Origin of the sequence: Pirellula sp. SH-Sr6A, assembly GCF_001610875.1 — a bacterium.
Classification (GTDB): Bacteria; Planctomycetota; Planctomycetia; order Pirellulales; family Pirellulaceae; genus JBKCUI01.
The window spans coordinates 3183653-3205361 of sequence record NZ_CP011272.1 but is presented as its reverse complement, the minus strand read 5'-3'; the positions used below and the strand labels follow the sequence as shown (position 1 = coordinate 3205361).

15 protein-coding genes are annotated in these 21709 nt (G+C 56.5%); 4 read left to right on the top strand and 11 right to left on the bottom strand.

Annotated features, from left to right (window positions below; translation table 11 throughout):
* Positions 1-8: 8 nt before the first annotated feature.
* Both VN12_RS12470 and VN12_RS12465 read right to left on the bottom strand, forming a co-directional pair.
* On the bottom strand, positions 9-1646 hold the full coding sequence (locus VN12_RS12470) for a vWA domain-containing protein (RefSeq protein WP_146677148.1): 1638 nt from the start codon (positions 1644-1646) through the stop codon (positions 9-11).
* A gap of 111 nt (positions 1647-1757) precedes the next feature.
* Positions 1758-4865 carry a PVC-type heme-binding CxxCH protein gene (locus tag VN12_RS12465; protein ID WP_146677147.1) on the bottom strand — a complete coding sequence of 1036 codons (3108 nt, stop codon included), beginning with the start codon at positions 4863-4865 and terminating at the stop codon, positions 1758-1760.
* Between the two features lie 325 nt (positions 4866-5190).
* Between VN12_RS12465 and VN12_RS12460 the strand changes: the two genes are divergently transcribed.
* Complete coding sequence (locus VN12_RS12460; RefSeq protein ID WP_146677146.1) at positions 5191-6120, top strand: hypothetical protein; 930 nt, start codon at positions 5191-5193, stop codon at positions 6118-6120.
* A 292-nt stretch (positions 6121-6412) separates the two neighbouring features.
* Here the strand turns inward: VN12_RS12460 and VN12_RS12455 are convergent, their stop codons facing one another.
* The 8 genes from VN12_RS12455 to VN12_RS12420 form a co-directional block, all read right to left on the bottom strand.
* Positions 6413-6964 (bottom strand): YceI family protein, encoded by a 552-nt coding sequence (locus VN12_RS12455; protein WP_146677145.1) that lies wholly within the window; start codon positions 6962-6964, stop codon positions 6413-6415.
* 143 nt (positions 6965-7107) lie between these two features.
* Positions 7108-8475, bottom strand: a complete 1368-nt coding sequence (gene hisD / locus VN12_RS12450; RefSeq protein WP_146679898.1) for a histidinol dehydrogenase — start codon at positions 8473-8475, stop codon at positions 7108-7110.
* A gap of 19 nt (positions 8476-8494) precedes the next feature.
* Entirely contained in the window at positions 8495-9241 is a 747-nt protein-coding gene (locus VN12_RS12445) for a YebC/PmpR family DNA-binding transcriptional regulator (RefSeq protein WP_146677144.1), read from the bottom strand.
* Positions 9242-9279: 38 nt separating this feature from the next.
* The gene (locus tag VN12_RS12440) at positions 9280-10488 is read right to left on the bottom strand and encodes a hypothetical protein (RefSeq protein ID WP_146677143.1); all 1209 of its coding nucleotides are present in this window, start codon (positions 10486-10488) and stop codon (positions 9280-9282) included.
* Positions 10489-10527: 39 nt separating this feature from the next.
* Positions 10528-11010: a 30S ribosome-binding factor RbfA gene (rbfA, locus tag VN12_RS12435; RefSeq protein WP_146677142.1), complete on the bottom strand. Its 483-nt coding sequence runs from the start codon at positions 11008-11010 to the stop codon at positions 10528-10530.
* Between the two features lie 60 nt (positions 11011-11070).
* On the bottom strand, positions 11071-14025 hold the full coding sequence (infB, locus tag VN12_RS12430) for a translation initiation factor IF-2 (RefSeq protein WP_146677141.1): 2955 nt from the start codon (positions 14023-14025) through the stop codon (positions 11071-11073).
* A gap of 274 nt (positions 14026-14299) precedes the next feature.
* Complete coding sequence (nusA, locus tag VN12_RS12425) at positions 14300-15655, bottom strand: transcription termination factor NusA (RefSeq protein ID WP_146677140.1); 1356 nt, start codon at positions 15653-15655, stop codon at positions 14300-14302.
* A 275-nt stretch (positions 15656-15930) separates the two neighbouring features.
* Positions 15931-17229, bottom strand: a complete 1299-nt coding sequence (locus VN12_RS12420) for an alpha/beta hydrolase (protein WP_146677139.1) — start codon at positions 17227-17229, stop codon at positions 15931-15933.
* A gap of 131 nt (positions 17230-17360) precedes the next feature.
* Between VN12_RS12420 and VN12_RS12415 the strand changes: the two genes are divergently transcribed.
* The 3 genes from VN12_RS12415 (at position 17361) to VN12_RS12405 (ending at position 20642) form a co-directional block, all read left to right on the top strand.
* The gene (locus VN12_RS12415; RefSeq protein ID WP_146677138.1) at positions 17361-18113 is read left to right on the top strand and encodes a GntR family transcriptional regulator; all 753 of its coding nucleotides are present in this window, start codon (positions 17361-17363) and stop codon (positions 18111-18113) included.
* Positions 18114-18140: 27 nt separating this feature from the next.
* A complete protein-coding gene (locus VN12_RS12410) occupies positions 18141-18974 on the top strand; it encodes a phytanoyl-CoA dioxygenase family protein (RefSeq protein ID WP_146677137.1) in 834 nt (277 codons plus the stop codon).
* Positions 18975-19205: 231 nt separating this feature from the next.
* Positions 19206-20642, top strand: coding sequence for an OprO/OprP family phosphate-selective porin (locus VN12_RS12405; protein ID WP_146677136.1), 1437 nt, complete (start codon positions 19206-19208; stop codon positions 20640-20642).
* 94 nt (positions 20643-20736) lie between these two features.
* Here VN12_RS12405 and VN12_RS12400 read toward each other — a convergent pair whose 3' ends face one another.
* Positions 20737-21552, bottom strand: coding sequence for a UvrB/UvrC motif-containing protein (locus VN12_RS12400; RefSeq protein WP_240491410.1), 816 nt, complete (start codon positions 21550-21552; stop codon positions 20737-20739).
* Between the last annotated feature and the right edge of the window lie 157 nt (positions 21553-21709).

Genomic DNA, 21709 nt, shown 5'->3' with positions numbered 1-21709 from the left:
GATTCCCACTATCGCTTGGATTTCGAACCCCGCTCCGGTCGAGGGATGAATCGGTAAGTCCCTAAGTTCTCGGAGGCTACGCGCTGCATGGTGGATGCAAACTCGTCGAGAAAAAAATGGACAACATGGATCGGAACCCGAGGCTCCCCAGATGTGAGTATATCGGTGGAGCGGTTGGCTTGTCCAAGGTGTTTTGGAACGTCGACGCGAGTATCTCCGTCAAACAGCAGGAAAACGCCATCCGGCTGCATGGCGATGGCCATGTCCAGCGCGTCATTGGGAGGGAGGCCTTCTTTTTGGATGCTGCAACGAGCCAGCCATCGCAAAGTCTTTTCGACGTTTTCGGGAGTTGCTGGCACGGGGAATTCCTCTGGTTGGCCGGGGCTGAACTCCAGCCGCTCGACCTCCTTTCCAAAGAAAAGGATCGAGAACCTCTGCGATGGTTTCATGCTTCGCAAGGATCGCGTGATTTCCTGTTTGGCAAAGTCGAATGCATTGTCTCTCCGCATGCTCGGCGAGCAGTCGACAATGTAGACAAACGTGTTGCCGGTGGCCTTTACTCCAAAGAACTCCGCTCCCGCAACCAAGTTCTTGCCCGGGGCTGAGACGGGCATCGCCTGCAGGGCCTTTGTAACATCTTGGGCGGCCCGTTCCTGGGCCAAGAGAGGTCCAGACAAATCGATTTCCGACATGGTGGGGTCGCGAATGTCAGGGATTTCGGGATCAAGGTTCGGTGCTTCGGGCGCAGGGGCCTCCAAAGGCTCTGCGTCCAGCTCACTGGGTGATTCCATGGGTGTTTCCACGAGCACCTCCTCCGCTTCGACCGTCGCAGAGACAATCGCTAAGACTTGCGGTTGGCGGATCTGCTGGATGACGACTAAGCTCAGTAGTCCGACGGCGATGGCATGCACCGCGGCGCTGATCCAAAGATGGGAGGCACCCCATCGAGTTCGCTTGGATCGATCCACACGCGACCTTTCGTCGTCGAGTTGAAACGGGCAAGGGACGATGGCGGCGATATCGGGGGTGCTCGCATCCGGAACGGTAGAAAGGGATTCGACACGGTGGGTTGGGATGGTTTCCGATGAGATCGACTCCGCGATGTGCGAGGGTGATTCGTGTTGTTCCGCTTCCTCATCACCAACGGGCTGTTCTCCGACAACCGGGTGCGAACCGGCGAGCTCTCGTGGGCTAGGGGAAAGGGGGCATGCGGAGGGGGGCGATTGATCCTCTCGCTGCCGTCTCAGAATGGCCTCTTCCATCGCCGTCCATGGAGAAGTATTCGGAACGGATGGAACGGAGGAGGGTTGAGCGGGACCGGAATGAGCAGACGGTTGCGGTTCCTTTGCTGGTTCCAGATGGGGAAGTGGCACGTGGGACGGAACTGGCCCGCGCGTCGGAACCGGTTCTTGGCTTGTGTCCGGACTGGGCGTGATCTCGAAGGAAGAGAGGGGGAGATCGATCAAGTCCCGATGTTGGAGGAACCAATGTTCCAACGGTTCTCGGTCACCTTGTTCAGCTTGTCGCAAGGCAGCTTGAAGGCATTGGGCGGCGGCGTGGTACAAGGCCGCGCGCTCTTTGAAGCGGAGCGCTTCCAATGCTAGTTCAGCTTGCGCAAGCAATCCGTCATCGCGGGCGCGACTCATGGCGTGGACTCGGCTAGATAGGGCGTAGGGGCGTCCACGGGCCGGCCGTGGACGTTTATCTAAGTATCATGCCGTCGGCGGGGGGATGCGTCAAGGAAATGGCGAAGAAGCTCAGTCGTTGAGCGGTTGGGTTGTCCTGAGATAGGCCATCAGATCGCTCAATTCCTGTGGCGAGAGCGCGTCGAGCAATTTCTCAGGCATGATCGAAAGGCTCTGTTGCTTTCGGGTCAGGATCGCGGATTTTTCAATCGTTTGTGGCTGTCCATCGAGTCCTTTCAAGACGAGTTGATCCTCGGTTTCCGATTCGACGAACCCCGTGGCCGTCGAGTCATCGTCGAGGATCAAGACGACGGTTTGGTAGCCTTCACGGATCTCCAAACTGGGAGCGATGATATTGCGCAGGAGCGTCTTGAGTTGATCGCGCTGGTAGCCGGTCAAGTCGGGGCCGATGCCACCTCCATCGTCAAAGAGTTGGTGGCAGCGACCGCATTGTGTTCGGTATAGCTTCTTGCCTCGGTAGGGATCGCCGGGCTTTTCGTCGAGGAGTGGGATCATCTTCTCGGCCGCTTGGTCGGCGCTGACGAGATTCATTCCCGAGGGGGCCGGGTAGCGTCTTTCAAGCGCCTTTTGCAATTCCCCGTTCTCCAACCATCGCATGGCCCGCTGCGCATCTAGAGGAAGGGTGTTGGCGTCGACTTGGTTGTTCGCGCACGCGTTCAGCCATTGCTGGGTCCAAGCGACGCGTCGCGCGAGGGTCGCGCCAGCGATCGAACGGCTTTCTTCGGAGAGTTTAGGCCATACCGCTAGAATGGTTTCCGCAATAGCGGGATCGTCGAAACCTGCTACGGCGCCCAAGGCAGCCTGCCGGGATTTTTCATCTGCCGGATCGTTGCGAATTTCTTCAAGCAATGCTGGAAGGAAGGGGGGGATACGAAGCTCACCACCCAGTCGGATCAGTGCAACGCGTTGTTCCGATTTCGCTTTAGGGTCGCGGACAATCGCTACTCCTTGTTCTATAGCTGTCGCATCTTCCCTGCGGATCGCCAGAGGGAGCGAAGGGACGCCAAGTCCTGCGAGCGCATCGATCACCTCAGCAGGGACGCTTTTGAGGGATCTGTTTTGAAACGCCCTCTCGAAGGCTTCAATCGACTTGGTGGCTGAGGCAGTTCGCAGCGAACTCTTCGCAAGCGACCCGTTTGAAAGTTGTGCGGTTCGTCGAAGAACATCGAGAACCGCCATCCATCCCTCTTCGCTAGGAACTCGACTGAATCGCTCGATCAATCGCGGGAACAAGAATTCTGCTACCCAGGGTTGCTGTTCGATATCTGCCGACGTCAGGATCGGTCTGACCGTTTCCGTCGGTTGATGGGCGTGGGCCTCGATCGCCCACCAAACCAAATGGGGGAGGAAGGGATCGTTGGCTGGAAACGCTTCGGACCACATCGGGGTCAAGATCGCCAGCGACGAGTCTAAGGGCAGGCGCCGCGCGGTGGACGCGATCTGGCAAAGAACTCGCACGTCTCTTTCCTTGGCAGATAACCGCTGAACGGCCTTTCCGAAGGAGTCTGGAAATGCCTTGCTGTCACCCACGAGCCGAATCAGCCATCGACGGACATCGGGATGGGGATGTTCTACCCATCGACAGATTCGTTCGATCGGAAGAGAGGAAGGCATAGGGGTATGGGCGTGGGGAATCGTTCCGGGAATCCAGCCGCACGCGTGAACGGTCCAAAGAATCTCCAGTGCCACATCGCCCTTCTCCGATTCCAGTGCTGATGCGAGGGTTTCCTGCCATCGAACATTTTCAGGTCGGGATGCGATCCACCGCCGGGCCTGGTCCCGTTGCCAACGAATCGGGCTTCGCAATTGTTGCATGGCCCCCTCGATCGTAGTAATGGGCGGCGAAGTCACGGACTCGGATTCTTGATTCCGAACAAGTCGATACACCCGACCTCGCTCTTTGTCTAGCTGTCCGGTATGGGCGTAGATATGAGCAACTTGAAAGTCATACCAATCGCAAACGTAAACACCCCCATCGGGGCCTTCGGTGATCGCGACAGGTCGAAACCACTTGTCACTGCTGGAGACGATGTCGCGAATATCGTTGGTCGAGTAGGTGGAGCCATCGGGAGCAAGCTCGGTTTCGATGAGCTTTCCGTGCAAGGGGTCGATGGCGAACATGCGACGGGTTGCATCGGAGTTCCAGAAGCGATCGAGCATGAACATGGCGTGGGTGAAACGTTGGATCGGAGGGTGTTTCATCGGCATCAGATACCCGAACGCAAAGGGATTCGAAAGGCTGCCATGTTTGGAAAATCCCTTACGGTAGTAACCTCCTTGCAAATAGTGAAACCCTCGCGTGTCACCACCGTTATGGCCGGAGAAGATGTCTCCTCGATCGTCGAACGCCACACCGAAGGCATTGCCACCTCCTTCGGCGAAGACTTCGTATTGACGAAATTGAGGGTGGTATCGCCAGATTGCTTGCCCCATCGTGTTGATAGGAGGATCGGCCGATCCGTATCGTTTGACTTGCCCGGATACCGTGCTTCCTTGGGCCGCGTAGAGCCACCCATCGGGGCCCAAGCACAAGCTGTTCACCACGGAGTGGGTGTCCTCGAGTCCGAAGCCTTCGAGGTGAATCTCAGGCGGTCCATCCGGAGCGAGATTGCGATCGCGGTCGGGATAGAACGTCAGGTAGGGTGGGTTCAATACCCAAACGCCATCGGGAACCGGCGCGACCGCTGTGGCGATATTCAGATTATCCAAAAAGACGTGGTGGGTTTCGTAACGGCCATCCTCGTCTCGGTCTTCGTGAACCGAGACTCGATCGATACCTTCGACGCCCCCAAGACCCGGAGGAGAGGGCTGTTTGTCGTAGACGATGCGCCAGTACGCGTCGCGGCTCTGCGGTTTGAGGCCGGCGGGTTCCGGATACTGCCGATATTCCATCACCCACATTCGCCGCGCATCGTCGAATGTTGTCATCAAGGGCTGCCGAATCAAGGGTTCGTGGAGGACCAAGTCCCAGCGGTATCCATCCGGGACCTGAAAACTCTTCGCCGCTGTCTCGGGAGCCATGGCGGTGGTAGGGTCGCCGCGATCGCTCGCCGTTTGCGCCAGCGAGCTTTGTTCGGTGAGCGAAGCGACCAAGACGAACGTGGCGATGGATGCGAGGAGGAGAAGGTTTGTCCAAGCTCGCGGCGCACAGATGTTCATAGCAACAAGGGAGGGAGGTGAGGGAGCGAGGTGAGAGTCAGCAGGCCCCCCATTTTACCGCATGCCGCGAACCGGGATGGATCTTCGAGTCTCGTTTTGAGACATGTTAGGCCAAAGGGATACAAACCTGGAACGAAAGAGGGACTCGATTCGTCTACGTTGAACCAAGCAATTTGGGGGGTGAACTCAAAGCTTGGCAGGGATTGTCGTTTTTGGCACATCGATTGCATTGCAAGTTCTTTCAGAATCGAAGCATCGATGGAAAAGAAATAGTTCATTGCGACGAACATGGGAAAGTGGTTTGTTGTAGTAAAGGGAAAAGAAAATGATCACGCACACACGAAGCAAGACGATCGGATGGAAATGGGGAGTTGCTGCCGCCGCTATGGGGTGGTTGGGCACAGGGGGGTGGTTGGGCACGGGTGGTTGGTTGGGTCCAGGATCCTTGCAAGCTCAGCAGGGTCCAGCCATTGCTTATCCCGTAAACAGTTGGTCGTTTACCGAGCGATCGAGTACGGTAGACGAAGGTTTTATGCGCGGCCAAGCATCGATTATTGGTGCGGTCGGTGAATTGTCGTACTTGAATAGTTTGGCGGCGATCAATTACCAAGAGGCGCAGCGCCGCGCGATCGACAATAGCGTTGCGTACACCAAGGCCTACTTCGAGCGTCGCGAGTTGCGAGAGGAATTCCTGCGACGGTACGGCAGCAAACCGTTCGTCGGTGAAGCGCGACGACGCATGGTGGAGTACTACCAGCCAAAGAAGCTGTCGGCGTCTCAGTTCCACCACGACACCGGAGCGATAACTTGGCCCCATATTCTTCGTCAGGCTCAGTACGCTCCGCTGAAACGGGAGATCGACGCGATTTTCGAAACCCGCACGTGGGAGAACAGCGGGAATGGGAGTCCAACCCAGTTGCAAGTCGCCCAATTGGTAAAGTCCCTTGCGGCTTTGCTTCGTGAGAATCTGCAAACCATGTCGGCCGAACAATACATCGAAGCCCAAGAGTTTTTGCGATCGGTGGATGCCGAAGCAAAGTTGCCAGTCATGCAACGACTTGAACAAGCAGCTGCGCCGGAGGGAACGCCTGCCGCCCCGCCCGTTCTCGCGGAGCCGGCGGCCAGCGATGGAATTGGATCGGACAGCGTTCCGGCCAAGAGCGTTCCTGCTGCAGATGGATCCGAGACTCGCGCCGCGATCGGTGGAGGGGACTCGAAAACGAAATGGGTAAGTATGCAGAAGCTCGATCTTTAACGGAGAAGATCGAACGGAAGAATCTGCCCCCAGCAATGGGAAACGTTCTCTCTCTAGCTTTTTGGTAGTGTGTGTGGGGCTAGAGAGAGAAAAGGCTGCCGAGGAGTGGTTTTTGCAAGAAAGCTACTCCTCGGTTTTTTTATGTAATAACCGCTCTCCGAGCGGTGTCGTATGTCGCTACCGCTCTCCGAGCGGTAGCGTCCGAAAGACGCCCTGGCGAACGCCGTTTTGAAGTCCTTTAGTACCGGAAGGCCGTTTTGAAAACGGCTAATACGCAGGACCAGGGAGGGATTTAGGGGCGTTTGAAGGTGAGGGTCGCTTTGATCTCGACTTGCTCGCTCACTTTAGGAAGACCGTACTTCATGCCCCACTTGGTTCGGTCGAGTTTGAAATCGGCCTTGAGAACGACTTCGGTATCGGTGACTTCTACCTTGTAGGGAACTTGTTGTTCCACCGTCTTGTCGAGCATGGTCATTTTGCCGGTGATGACCCCTTCTTCTTCATTAGGCTCGATCTTGGTCGACTCAAACTTGATGGTCGGATACTTCTTGACGTCAAAGAAGTCAGGATTCTTGAGGTGGTCGGTGAGTTTTGGGTTGTCGGAGAAAAGGCTGTCGGCTTTGATTTCGATAGAGAGGGTGCTCTTTTCGGGGGATTGCCAATCGACCTTCGACTCTGCACTGAATTCCTTGAAGCCGCCTGAGTGGGAGGATTTTTCGGCTGGCTTGCTTCCGACAAATTCGATCTTGGACTTTTGATTGTCCAGCTTGAGAATATCTTGGCAGATACCTACCAAGGAGGATGAGACGACGAATGCAGCGCAAAGTGCGAATCGCAAAACCATAAGAGAACTCCAATGGGTTGGATGTGGGTGTCTGGAACCGTATACCCCAGCGGTATCCGGTTGGGCCCGGAAATGCCGGGGCTCAGATTATACCGATCCTCCTAGCCCCACGGCGAACTCTTTTGCGACGAGGGACGCTGTTTCTAGACGCGGTCCAAGACGCTGTGTTTGTGGGCGGTGAGCCCTTCTTTGTCGGCCAGGATCGCGATTTCGTCGGCGATGCCATGCAATGCGTTTTGGTCGTACTCGATCACGCTGCTCGATCGAAGGAAATGGTTCGATGACAAACCGGATGCCCAGCGGGCGGTACCGCCTGTCGGGAGGACGTGCGATGGGCCTGCCGCGTAGTCACCGAGCGCGACCGGGGAGTAGGGACCAAGGAACGTGGCGCCGCTGTTGGTGATCTTCGGCAAGAGCCGGCGAGGATTCTCGATGGCGATTTGCAAGTGCTCGGGGGCGATTTCGTTGGTGACTTTGCACGCTTCGTCTTCATCGCGGCAAAGAATCAGAGCTGCGAATTCGTTGAGCGAAGCGATTGTCAGATCGGCTCGCTCCAACTTTCGAATTTGATCGTTTACCGATTGCTCGACGCGATCGAGCATTTCGGCATCCCATCCCACCACGATGCTGGCGCCTGGGGAGTGCTCGGCTTGTGCGAGGACATCGGAGGCTGCGAATTCAGGTTGGGTGGTTGCATCAACCAGCACGACGACTTCGCTCGGCCCCGCGATGGAATCGATGTCGACATGCCCGTAGACGAATCGTTTGGCGAGGGCAACAAAGAGGTTTCCAGGGCCGACGATCTTGTCAACGGCTTGAATCTCAGGAATTCCATACGCGAGGGATGCGACGGCTTGCGCGCCCCCGACTGCGTAGACTTCGCGAATGCCCAGTTCGTAGCAAACGGCCAGCATGTCCGGGTTGTAGGCGCCCAACGGAGTCGGTGGAGCGACGATGGCGATTTCTGATACGCCGGCGCATTGGGCTGGGACTGCGGTCATGAGGACCGTAGAGGGGTAAGCGGCCGCACCGCCTGGGACGCAGATTCCGATGCGTCGCAAGGGGGTGTAGCGTTGTTCTAGGACGACGCCGGGTTCGGGGGTGATCGAGACGTTTTGGTGGAGGATCCCTTTTTGGAACGTTTCGATGTTCTTGCGAATACGCCGGACGGCTTGCAGGAATGAGTCGGAGGCGGCTGCGTGGGCTGCCTCCATTTGCTCTAGCGGTACACGCAGGTTGTCTGCTCGAGAGTCCGGATTATCTAGCTGTTTGGCATACCGGATGACTGCCTCCGTGCCCTGCTCTCGTACATCGGTGCAGATACGCTGGACGACTTGACCAGGCGTCAAGGGTTCGCCGAAGACCCGAAGCGTCAGCTCCCTCCCTCTCGGCGATACAACGGATCCGTCAGGGCTGAGCTTCTTTCGTAGCCTGGCAATGGAAGAAGCGAAATCTGGACCGGAAGCGTCGAGCCGTTCCAAGCGAACGGCGGAGGATAGAGGCTGAGACATGTCGTGCAGACTGCGGTCTTTATTGAAAGGAAGCGAGCTGTTCTTCGGTGAAGCTGACATTGGAGGCGACGGACTGCACGTCGTCGTGGTCCTCAAGCTTCTCCAGCAGCTTCATCACCGAAACCGCAGTTTCCGAATCGACTTCAACGGTGGTGCTTGGAACTCGAGAAACTTCTTTGGTTTCGATCGTAACTTGATTCGATTCAAGGGCTTCGACCAAACCGCTGTAGGCTTCGGGCGGGCAAGTGAGCTCGAAGTATTCGCCGCTTTCGGTCACATCCTCGGCTCCATTTTCCAACGCGAGCTCCATGAGCTTCTCGAGGTCGATCGTCGATTGTTTGATCGAGATCACACCCTTTCGTTCGAACAGATAGGCGACGCAGTTGGTGGAACCGAGTTTTCCGCCGTGGTTGTCGAACAGCTTGCGAACCTCAGGGGCTGTTCGATTCCGGTTGTCGGTAAGGATGTCGCACAGGACCGCTACACCACCCGGTCCGTAGCCTTCGTAGAGAATCTCTTCGACATCGCCACCCTCGATCTCCCCGGTCCCTTTTTTGATAGCTCGTTCGATATTATCACGCGGTAGCGAAACGGCTTTCGCATCGATGATAGCTGTCCGGAGTCGAATGTTCGAGCTAGGGTCGCCTCCTCCGAGCTTGGCAGCGACGATGATCGCTTTCGAAAGTTTGCTCCAGAGCTTGCTTCGCTTTGCGTCAACCGCGGCCTTTCGGTGCTTGATATTGGCCCACTGCGAGTGACCTGCCATACCTTAACTCTCCCGTTCGTTTCGTTGCAACAATCGATCTATTTCGGCTTCTTCTTCGTGATCTTCACGTTGTTTGCCATCTTGGTCGGCTTCTTAGGTGCAGCGGCTGGTTTTTTGGCTTCTGCTTTATCCGTACCTTTGCCTTCTGCGCCTTTGCTGTCCGTGGCTTTGACCTCTGTGGTTTTGCTCTTCGGTGCGGGAGCAGCTTTGCTAACGGATTTGCTCACGCCGTCTGCCTTGCTACTCTTGTCAGCCGGTTTGCTGGCTGTTTTACCCGGCTCGGTTTTGCCGGAATCTGCTTTCGGTTTCGCTTCCTTGGATTTCTCTTCGGTACCCTTTGCAGCGGGCTTGGATTCTTTTTTGGTCTCTTCCTTTGCTGCCGTATCTTTCGCAGCGGCTTCTTTTGCGGCCGTGCTCTTGGTTTCTACTTTGGGAGCTGGAGCGGTCTCAGGCTTCACTGGCGTCGCTCCTCTGGTTGCGTCCTTGCCGGAAACCTCTTTGGCGGTTCCCTTGGCGAGCTTGGGTGCAGCTGGTTGTTCTGTGGAAGCCGTCTTGGCTTTTTTGGCTTTGGAGGTGTCGACGACTACAGGTGGTTTGGGAGTTACTCCCAAGTCCTTGAAGACGGCCAGTGCCGCGGGGCTCTTGGGGTTGGCTGCGTATTCGACCCCGAACTGATGGAGCAGATTCGAAAACTCCGCCCCTTTGGTTTTGGTGATCGCTCGTTCCGCTCCGGGGAGGATCTTCTTTTCGGCTTCGGCAGCGGTGACAATATCGGCGGCCACGAGCGCGTCGAAGGAAGCTGTTCCGACGGGGATGGCGTGACCTCCGAGGGCTCGCTGGGAGACATAGTTGAGCATGAAGGGAGTCATGCCAGGCCAAGCTTGTAGCTCCTCGGTGGCTTTGCTCAGGTTGGCTTTCTTCAAGTCCTCGATGTCGTATTGGTATCGGTTCTCGAAGAGGGATTGCAGGCATCGTTTGATACGATGACCCGCGGCATTGGCGTTGGGAAGGTTTCCGAGAACCTCACCCAGTTCGATCACCGTGGAGACGCGAACTTCGTTCCAGTCGAAATACGTTTGCTGCAGCTTCGCGAACGCTTCGTCCGCTTGCTCCGGTTTGGAATCCTCTAGGCAGCAAGCGTAAAGGAGATTTTCGAGCACAGTCCGTTCTGTCGAATCCTCTTGGTATTTGAAATGCTTCTTGAGAGACTTGTGAAGCTGTTCTAACTTTTCGGCTCGGCTACTCATGGGGGATATTTCAAATGGATTCGATGGAAGGTGGGTCGGTTACTCGTCCTGCGCAGCTTCGCGTTTCTCTGCGGAGCGGGAGGCTTCCGGGGTGTCCAAGCCTTCCTCGGAGTCGGTAAGCAAATCCTCTTCGGCTACGACTTCTTCGTCGCCGGTTTTGGCTCGTTGGTCCGCAGCGCGTTCCGCTGCGATTTGGTCCAAGATCTGAGAGACGGCGAGAGACTTCTTGATACCATCGTCGAGCACAAAGGTGAGCCTCGGTGTGTAACGGGTGTCGATACGATCGGCGATCCTAGCCTGCAAAAAGCCAGCCGCATTTTGAAGCCCGCGCAGACTGGTGGACTGCTGCGTTTTGTTTCCCATCACGCTGACAATCACCTTGGCTTCGCGCATGTCGGGTGCGACCTCGACGCCGAGGACGGTGACGTTCTTCACTCGAGGGTCCCGCATTTCTGTCAGGATCGCCATGGAAACCACCTCGCGGATGGCTTCCCCTGCTTTCAATAGTCTTCGTGCCGTCATAGATTCTCTTCGATGTTTTCCCGTGTCTCCGATCAAGCTCACATGCTTTGGGGAGGCTCGTTAAATTCTCGAAGTCTCCAATTTTCTCGCGACTTCTTCGATTCGGTAGGCTTCGAGGATGTCGTCGACTTTGATGTCGTTGAATCCACCCAGCCTGATACCGCATTCCATGCCGCGAGGGACTTCCTTTACGTCGTCTTTGTGACGCTTTAGGGTATCCAAAGCATAGTCACCGATCTTGCGGCCTTCGCGGTTCACTCGAACGCGGCAACCGCGTTCAATCGTTCCTTGCGCGACATAGCAACCGGCGATCGTTCCGACGCGGGAAACGGCGAAGACTTGTTTGACCAACGCTCGGCCCAATTCGACAACTCGTTCCTCGGGCTTCAGTCGACCTTCGATCAACGCCTTGATGTCCAAAGCCAAGTTGTAAATGATGTCATAGCGGCGAATTTCGACGTTACGATCATCGGCCAAGCCTCGAGCGGCTTCATCGGGGATCACATTGAATCCAACGATAACCGCTTGCGATGCGCTCGCGAGGGTAACGTCGGCGACCGTGATGCCACCCACGGACTTCTGAAGAATCTTGATCTCGACTTCGGGGTGATCGAGTTTGGTCAATTCCTTTTCGATCGCTTCCAAAGATCCGCGTGCATCGGCTCGGATGATCAAATTCAAGACGACCTTTTCTTCCTTGACTCCTAGCTTGCCCGTTTGCAGCAATTCCTGGAAAGTCTCGAACGAAACCTTGGGAGAGGTTCCTGAAAGGTTTTGTGCTCGCAACGCATTCTCGCGGTCGGCTGCCAGCTGACGCGCTTGGCCGATATCGTCCAAAACGAAGAACTTTTCGCCCGCTTCGGGGGCTTTGTCCAAACCGGTGATGTTGACCGGCATGGAGGGACCCGCTTCGGTGAGTTGCTTGTTTCGTTTGAGTGTGTCGTACAAGGCTTTGACGCGACCGAACGTCGATCCGCAGACGACGATATCGCCGACTCGCAACGTTCCGTTCTGAACCATCACCTTCGCGATCACGCCCCGATCGGAGGCTTGCTCGCTCTCCAAGCAAACGCCCGCTGCCGCTCTCTTGGGATTGGCTCGGTACTCGTGCAATTCGGCGACAGTCAAAACGGTCTCAAGCAGCTCATCCATCCCTTTACCGGTGATGGCACTGGTTTCGACCACTTCGACGTCCCCACCCCACGCGCTCGGAGTCAAACCGTGCTCGGTCATCTGCGTCATGAGCCGGTTGAGATCGGCTCCGGGGAGATCGCACTTGTTGGCTGCGACGACGATCGGAACGCCCGCTGCCTTCGCGTGCGAAATCGCTTCTTCGGTCTGCGGCATGATGCCGTCATCGAGGGCGACGACAAGGATCGCGATGTCCGTCACATTGGCACCACGAGCACGCATTTCGGTAAAAGCTTCGTGACCCGGGGTATCGACGAACGCTACCGCACGCCCATCTTTCTTGACTTGGTAAGCCCGAATGTGCTGGGTAATACCACCCGCTTCGCCCGTAACGATCTTGGTGCCGATCAAGTAATCGAGCAAGGATGTCTTGCCGTGGTCGACGTGCCCAAGGAAGGTGACGATCGGCGGTCGCGCGACCAAGTCTTCCGGGTTGTCTTCCACAGCTTCCAGTTTGTTGATCAAGCTGGTTTCGAGCGACTCGGCTCGCTTGAACTCGATATCGACCCCGATATCGGCCGCCACCATCTCGGCTTGCTCCTGAGCCAGCGTCGAGTTGATGTTGGCCATCGTCCCCATCATCATCAGCGAACGGAGCACGCGCGCTGCAGGCACTCCGGCTGCCTCGGAGAAACTGCGAACGGAGCAAGGAAGCTCGAGGATCGCTTTCTCTTTTCGAGCGATCGTGTGCTGCTTCTTGATCCTGGCCCCTTTGTTGCCACGTCGTTTGTTCTCTTCCTCTTCGATCAGAGCCAGATCTTTCGAGGAATGAATCTTAGTGCGAAGGCGATCGCTTCGGCCGTCGTTGAAACCCTTTTTCTTGAGCTGGGCCTTGGCTTCTTCCTCGTCCGCAGCCTTCTTGTTCTTGAGGTTGAGCTTGTTTTCCGCATTCGCTTTGAAGTCGGCTAGCCCTGCGTGCATGGCTTGGCTCGGCGTCGAAGCGCGGTTGCTGCCAGCCCCTGTTCCGGTTTGCTTTCCGGGTAGTGGCTGCTTTTCCGTCGGCTTCTCCATCCCCTTCTTGACCCCTTGGATCACGTCCGGGGTGAGCTTGACGATCGGCTTTTGCGTCGCTTGCTCTTGGGGTTTGGCCGAAGGAGGAGGAGTCGCGGACTTAGGAATCCGAGCCAAATTCAAAACGGGCTCGCGAGATCGCTTGGCGCGATCAGGCCGATCCGCTGATGGCTTGCTACCGTCGGCGCTGGGAGCGGCAGGGCGCTGACGCCCCAGAACTCGGACCTTGCCGCTCGTCTGCGCGGGTGCGTAGTAGTCGTCGCGTCGCAAGGGACCCGGTGTCGACGACTTGGAGGACTCTGCGAGCTCCTTCTCGGAAACTGCATCGGACTCCGCAGGCATGTCGATTTCCACATCCTCGATCGGTGCGGCCGTCGGAGAGGATTCCGCGACCATAGCCGGTGCCGGCTCGGAAGCGATGTCTTCGGATTCAGAGGGTGCAACAGGTTGTTCGGTTGTCGAGACATCCTCGGCGGGGTACTCCGCATCCCCACGCGCATCGGTGGAGACTCCAGTACCAACCGTCGCGCGACGGCCAGACGAGAGGTCCCGCTTCGCGCCGCCAAGCTTTCCGCTCAGATCTCGAATGGGAGCCTCTTTGAGAGGCTCGCGAGCGGGTTTGGGAGGTGGGGGGGGAGCTGCTGTCGCCGATGATTTCTCATCGAGATGCTTCTTGATCTTTGCGATCTCGTCGTCTTCCAGGCTAGCGAGAGCGCTGCCTTTGTTTTGGATTCCCAATCGCGCACAGAGATCGACCAGCTCTTTGCTGTCTAAACCAACGTCTTTCGCCAGCGAATAAATTCTAACTGCCACTGAGCAACTTTCTCCGGGTTCTAAACCCTTGTCCAAACGCGAGCAATGGGCTGAGCCGTGGCTCCGTCTCGCGTTTTTTCACAATACTATTAATTCATTTGGATGCCCCCACAAAGCTCCCCAGGAAGCGTGCTGTGGGTCCTCTCTGCTTCCTCGCAGACGACTGCGAGGACTTCAATCGGTTCGACTGACCGTGCAAGAAGAAAACCCTTTGCACACCTTCTGCTATGATGGTAACGGATGTTTCGCATTCGCGTCAGTCTTCAAACGTTGATTAGCTTTGCGATTCTGCTCCATTTTCGGGGGGCTGGCTATTCTCAGATTGCTGAGGTGCTGGCTCGTCTGCCGCAGCCTGTGGGGCTTCCTCCACAGCGACGACTGCCGCTGCGGGCTTCGGTTGCCCTCGCTCTTTCTTTTCAAGCTCTTCGGTGGCTCGTCGTTCTTTTTCTGCCTTCTCCTGAATCTTTCGTTCTTCTTCTTCGATCTCTAACGCCTCGGCTCGCTCTTCGGCTTGCTCGACAATCGCGTTGACTTCGTCTTCGGTCCAGTTCCCCATTTCCATCAAGGCATCGGGCTCGATGACGGAGAGGTCATCATAGGACAGGTATCCCTGTTCGACCAATTGCTGTGCCACCTCCTCGGTCATCCCCTCGAGCTGCATGAACATTTCCATGGCCCGCTCGATCTGACGCTCCAGTTCGGAGGCGGTCATGATTTCGATGTCCCAGCTGCAAAGCTTGCTAGCCAGCCGTACGTTCTGGCCGAAACGACCGATCGCCTGGGAGAGGTGCTCTTCGTTAACCAAAGCGATCGCGCGGCCGATCATATCGCAAAGCAACACCTGCTCCACCTCGGCGGGCTGCAAAGCATTGGGGATGAGGACCATGGGGTCGTCGCTCCAGCGAACAATGTCGATTCGCTCTCCCGCCAACTCGCTCGTCACGTTTTTGATCCGATTGCCTCGCATGCCCACGCAAGCCCCCACGCAATCAATGCGCTGGTCGGAGCTGCTCACAGCTACCTTGCTGCGGTAGCCGGGCTCGCGGCTGATCGCATTGATTTTGATGACTTCGTCTGCGATTTCAGGGATTTCTTGCTCAAAAAGCCGCTGGACGAAGCTGGGGTGGGAGCGAGAAAGGATGATCTTGACGCGGTTGCCGGCCGCCTTGACTTCGTAAATGACAGCGCGGATGCGGGACCCGTTGTGATACGACTCTCCGGGGATCTGTTCGCTACGAGGGAGAATGGCCTCGACGTTTCCAAGCTGAACGATGGTCAAACCCCGCTCGGTTCGCTGTACGATTCCGGTGACCAGTTGACCGACCTGTCCATAGAATTCATCCAAGCGAGCGTCGCGCTCCGCTTCTTTGAGCTTCTGGATGATGACCTGCTTTGCGGTCTGGGCGCCGATCCGGCCAATCTCGTCCTGGCTCAATAAACGCCCGTCCACCGAAGCACTGATCTGACCACCTTCCGGTGCAATCTTGACCGATACCTCTGCGTCCTCGCCAAATTGACGCTTGGCAGCTGTTATCAACGCCGATTCGATCGCCTGGATGACCAGATCTGGGCTAATCTGCTTTTCGCGATGCAACGAATCGACAATTCGGAGCAGTTCTTGAGGATTCATTAGGTGTCAGTAGGTTTGTAGTCGTTTTCGGGGGTGGCGGTGAACTCAGAACCCCCGTTTTCACTACCGACCCTATTTTTCACTGGAATCGGGTAAGGCTATCGGAAACGGGTTGACATGTCAACTCCCAAGCAGGCGCGGAGAAGCCCCAGCAAGGGCTCTGGCGGACCCGTTAACTCGAGCCGGAGGTCGCCTTGCTACGGCTCCAGGGCTCGCTCCATTGCCTGTTCAAAGGCCGACTGTTCAAGGGGTCGACTGTTCTAGGCGGCGACTGTTCAAGGGGCCGCAGGCGCCGCCGTCGGTCCCGGTTTGGCTATCTCCAGCTCGGCGCTGAAAAGGGCGCGGGGGTCGGAACGCTCTTGAAGTGTCGTCGCTAGTACGCGGATCTTTCTCTCGACCGGACCGCGGCAGACCTCTCGCTCGTTCCAGATCACCGTAACCGGCTTGCTCAAGTCGACTAAGTCATCGCGCAATCGAACGAGAAGTCGGTCGACGTCATTCGTTTGGATGCGAACCGTCTGTTCTCCGCGGTCGGTTTCGATCTCTGCGGTGACCAAAGCTCGATCGACCGGCTTGGTTCCTTCCGGAATCGCCAGCCAGTAAAAGCGATGGGCGAGGACGTCGTCCTGCTTCCAGAGGATTCGCGAGGGGGTGATGTTTCGGTTGTGCTGTGTCATCCAAGGGATCGCTTCGGCATCCTGGCGATCCATCCAGTGCCCCTTCCCTTCGTGGATCTTCACCCAGTGCACGTAGCCCCCGGGGTCTTTGGTGTGAAGCTCTTCCAGCAGACCTTCCCATTCCTTGGCGATGCGATTGCGATCGTAGGCCTTGTCGAGCTCCCCCATATGGAGTGTGAACGGCAAGTTCCGCAGGCCCAAAGGACTGGTTTCGTTTGGATGCCCCGCCATCATCGCCGCAGCCGCAAATCGATCCGCCATTCTCGGTGCCAATTGATACACGCCATCGCCTCCGGCGGAGTAGCCCATCAAGTAAACGCGATCCGGGTTCACGCCCTCCACCAGAATGAAGTTTTCGATCAAGCGTGCGAAGAGAAGGTCGACTTGCGGTTGATGCCAAAGGTCCCATGTGTCGCCCGGTGCGCGCGGGGCGACGTAATACCCCTCCTCCAAGCGGTAAAGCCTTTTCTGGTTCTGCCACTGCTGATCGTTGACCCGTTTGGGAGCGCCGCCACCCCCGTGCATGGAGATGGTCAAGCTCCTGCCGGTAGCGGGTGCTTCGCCGAAGACTTCGACGTGAAAGGGCATCGTCCACTCCCCGATTTTGATCTCCCGCTGCTCCAGCTCCTTTTTGCGGTCGGATCTCTGAGATTCCTTCCAGTCCTCGATCAAAAGCGCTGCAGCGGAATCGCACTGTTCTCGGGATAACGACTGTGTCGCGAAGGATTGGTCCGCCCAATCCCCTCGCGATGCGCGAGGCTGACTCAGAAACGCGCGAAGTTCTGTCAAGGGTTCCGAGCCGTCACAGCGAGCGTCGCCAACTGCGGAGGCGATCCCTGTCGCGATGACGAGCAGAACCAGTTGTTGCACCGAACCAAGACGCTTTGTTTGGGGCATCGTCAGAAGCCTTGTTGAAGTTGCACGCATAAGGGGTGGGTGTCGCGGGCGGATGCCGTCCAAGCTTACTCGGGGGGAGGCGGATTGCCAACCTGGACACGGCGGAGCCGATTGTATATAATCTATCTTGATTGTATACAATTTCTTGGGTTGTCGATGCGGGCGGTTTCGAGGCGTTCATGGCGGTGCACGGGGACAAACGGGAGCAAGTGGTGGCTTGGGTGCTGGATTGCATCGCCTCGGGGGGACTGGGGGGCGGAGATCGATTGGTCGCCCAAGAAATCGCCAGCGCGACGGGGGTGAGTTTGACGCCCGTTCGCGAAGCACTCGCCGAACTAGCTGGTATCGGGTTGGTCGATCTGTTGCCCAACCGTGGCGCGGTGATCCATCGGTTTTCAAAGAGGGAGATTTCGGGGGTTTGTCGAGTCCGCAAATCGCTGGAGTGCGAGGCGACTCGTTGGGCGACCTCTCGGATTCCTATCGAATCCCTGCAATCGCTCGAACGCGATCTCGCCAAAATCGATGCCAAAGTGAAGAAGGGTTCGAAGCCGATCAAGCAGGCGCGAGCCGCGGATACGAAGTTGCACGAGCTGATCCGAAACCATTGCGGCAATCCTTTCTTGGAGCGGGAATTGCAAAGACTTTCGCGACTCTTTCGGTCCCTTCGCGATGCGTCTTGGATGAAAGCCTCCGAGGGGCCCGATGGGAACCGGCTCCGCGAAGAGCTTGAAGAGCATCGCGCGATTGTCCGAGCGCTCTTGCAACGCGATGCGACCCAAGCGAGGGCCGCTATGTCCCAACACATTCGCGCTTCGGTGCAGTATTGGTTGCGCGCCGCACGTAGCGAACACGCCCATTCCTCTTCGATCGATTCTTCCGTCTAGCCATGTTCCCCTGAAAGGACTTACACCTTGAATACTAAAGACTTTGCTATCGTTCCTACCGAATCGGAGCTGCTAGCACTCCAGCGGGATCTACGCTTCTATCCGAGCTCTAATAGCAATCCCAAAGTGCTAACGCTGGAGCAAGTCGAGCATTTCAATCGATCCGGATATATCACACCGCTCGAGGTGTATTCGCCGAGTGAGATCGCCGAGATTCGACGGTACTTCGATGGATTGTTGGAACAAGTCGTACAAGCTGGGGGGGATAGTTATTCCATCAGCTCGGCACACATGAAGTATGGGCCGGTTTATGACATTCTAACGAATCGCAAGATTGTTGATTACGTAAGCGATCTCCTCGGTGATAACGTGATCGGGTGGGGGTCCCACTTCTTCTGCAAACTGCCAGGGGATGGCAAGTCGGTGGCTTGGCATCAAGACGCGAGCTATTGGCCACTTTCCCCTTCGAAAGCGGTAACCGTGTGGCTGGCGATCGACGATGCCGATGCCGAGAACGCTTGCATGAAGTTCATTGCGGGGAGTCATCACCATGGGCACATGACCTATCGGCCGAGCAACTCGGATGATCACAATGTGCTCAATCAAACCATCGATAACCCGGAGCAGTTCGGCGAGATCGTTTGGAATCCTCTGCCAGCTGGCTCCGCGTCGATCCATGCCGATTTGCTTCTGCACGGTTCCGAAGTGAATCGTTCGAATCGCCGTCGCTGCGCGCTGACGTTACGATACTGCGCCGCGGAAGTGCATGCGGCGTTGGGGTGGAACGAAAAAGGGGTCCAGGTACGTGGCTCCGATCCACGCGGGCATTGGACGAATCTACCCCGCCCGACCGCATCGTGATCGCACAGTATCGTGATCGCACAGTATCGTGATCGCACAGCATCGTGATCGCAGAGTGAATTCCTCAATGGCCGTGATATATAACCGTGACATTTCCGGTCGTCTGGGGGGGTGAGGCTTCCGGGCAAAGGATTGCAAGTTAGGTTGATTGATCTGATTGGATTGGTTGAAGCGATCGGGATGGTCGTCCGATAGCTCTTTCGTGATAGAAGTTCACCAAGAGAGCTAGCAATGAGTCAGGTCTGGAGATGGAAATGTATTACACCGGTGCGCGCTGGGGCTCTTCTGGTGGTTTGTCTGTTCTGCACCGGTGCGCCGAGAGGTTTAAGTCAGGAGGGTTCGGTTGCCCAAGAGGCTCAGCCTCCGTTGGTCATTAGTGGAGAGGCGCCCGAGGACTCAGCAGAGTGGCGCGATTTATTGGAGCGGCTCGATGCGCGAGTGAAGGAGTTGGAGGCGGGACAAAAGGCTCCCTCTAACAAAGGGTCGAGTGCTGCCAAGCCGGACGAGTCCAAGGGGCCGCCCCAGGACAAGTGGAAGGTGACCTTGGGCGGTCATATGCAGTTGGATTCCATCTTTTGGTCTGATGCCGATCCCGCGATTCCGGGGACGCAGAACTACACCAATTTTCGGCGCTTGCGGTTGGTTGCCAATGGGGAGGGTTACGATCAATACGATTTCCGGCTTCAGATGACACTAGAGCCGGATTCGGAGACCAACAATTTGCTGACGACGACGGGGTTGATCAAGGATGCATACTTTTCCTTGAACGAGATCCCACTCTTGGGGCGATTCCGCATCGGTCACTTCTTCGTACCATTCAGTCTTGAGCAAGTTACGAACGACACGAACAATATCTTTTTGGAGCGATCGATTCCGACGCAGACGGTTTTTGCGGCGGATCGGGAGCTGGGCATGGCGCTCTACCAATCGGCTTGGGATGATCGATTGACCTTGTCCTCGGGGTTGTTCGTGGACAGTGTGAGCGAGTCGAACAAAAAGAAGATCGATGACAATCAAGGTTATCGGCTGTCGGGGCGGCTCACCTACCTCCCGTACTACGACGAAGCGAGCGATGGTCGCTTCTTGGTTCACACCGGACTAGGTGTCCTTCATACCGACGACAGCGATGACGTGGTTCGATTCCGTGCTCGTCCTCAGATTAATGAAGGCCCTCGCATTATCGATTCCGGGGCTCTGGATGCCGATCGCTACACGACCGGCAACCTCGAAGGTGCTGTCGTGATGGGGAGGGTAACCTTTCAGTCGGAAGCGTTCTTATCGAGCGTTGCGATGAACAATGGGACCGAGGGGAGTGCGAATGGCGCCTATGTTCATGTCAGCTGGTTTTTGACCGGCGAGAACCGGATCTTTGAGAAGTTTGGTCAGCATGGACCTCAGTTTGGTCGGAACAAGCCCACTCGGAATTTCAGCGTTCGCCCAGGAGCCTGGCAGCCTGGCGCTTGGGAACTCAAAGCCCGTTGGTCCCATTTGGATCTCAACAATCTCGAGCGCGGTCAATACAACGACTTGAGCGTCGGCGTGAACTGGTATTGGAGCGACCGCGTCCGAATGATGATGGATTGGATCCATCCGATTACCAGCGACGATGCGATCTTCGGTGCAACCGAATCGGACATTGTCGGTATGCGATGGGACGTCAACTGGTAAGTCAACCGTCCTTCGATGACGCCAGATCGCCCGTCGCGACACGTGCTTTGTAGCGGCGAATGCTTCGGTGAAAGAATCGAGTCCCTCGCGGAGCCTAGTGCTCTTGTCGTCGAGCCAGTTCATCGCGGAGCTTGGCGGCCAGTTCGTATTGTTCGTCACGGACGGCGGCAGCTAGTCTTTCTTGGAGAGAATCCCCTACAGCATATTCATCGCGGATCGATTCTCGAAGCTTGATGAGTTGCAAAACCATCTCGTCGTTTTCGAAGTCTTCGGTCGCTTCGTGTTCTTCGAATACAGCTCGAATCGCTTCTAAGCCTTGATTGATTTCCGCGACAGCCGCATCGGGGGTCGACTCGTCGAGTGCAGCCAGTGCCGCTGCTTGGGTGCGATGGAACAAAACGAACGGTCGGTACTGCTCGTGGCTCATCGTCCATTCGTCTTCGGGAGAATGGTCCCGGCAGACGTCCATCAAAGCCAGCGTATGGTCGGCATCCTCGACGGCTCGGTGGTAATGCTCCAATCGGAGCCAAGAGATACGGCGATGATAAAACTGAACGAACTCGCGATCTGCCTCGAAGCATTGGTCTTCGTTCATGACGAATTCGGGATCGTTGGTTTCGACGGCGAGCATCGCGTCGAGGAAGGTAGGAAAGCCACTGGGTTGAAGTCCATCGGGACGCCCGTTGGTTTCCATTTGGAGGACCCCAAGATCGACTCGCATTTGGATGACGTCGCGTCCGTCATCCCCTTTCACCAATCGAACGCAGAGAGTGTGCGGATCAAATTCCCAGTTCTGTAGGATGGCATCGAGCCCCTTGTACGAACTCATCTCGAGCTGTCTCGCTTTTCTTCTCTGGAGGCTACTTCCGGGCGTCGCGTTCGCTCCAAGCTTGTTCGGATCAGGTTTCATATCAGTGGTACTCGGAAAAGGTCGGCGGACCACTTCGAACAAGTATAACATCGAACTCATTTTCGCGAAGCAAGCCGTCTTAGAAGTGTTTGCAAATAACCAAAGCGAGAGTAGACCTCGATTGGAATTTTCTTCACAATCTCCTTACTAATTCTCC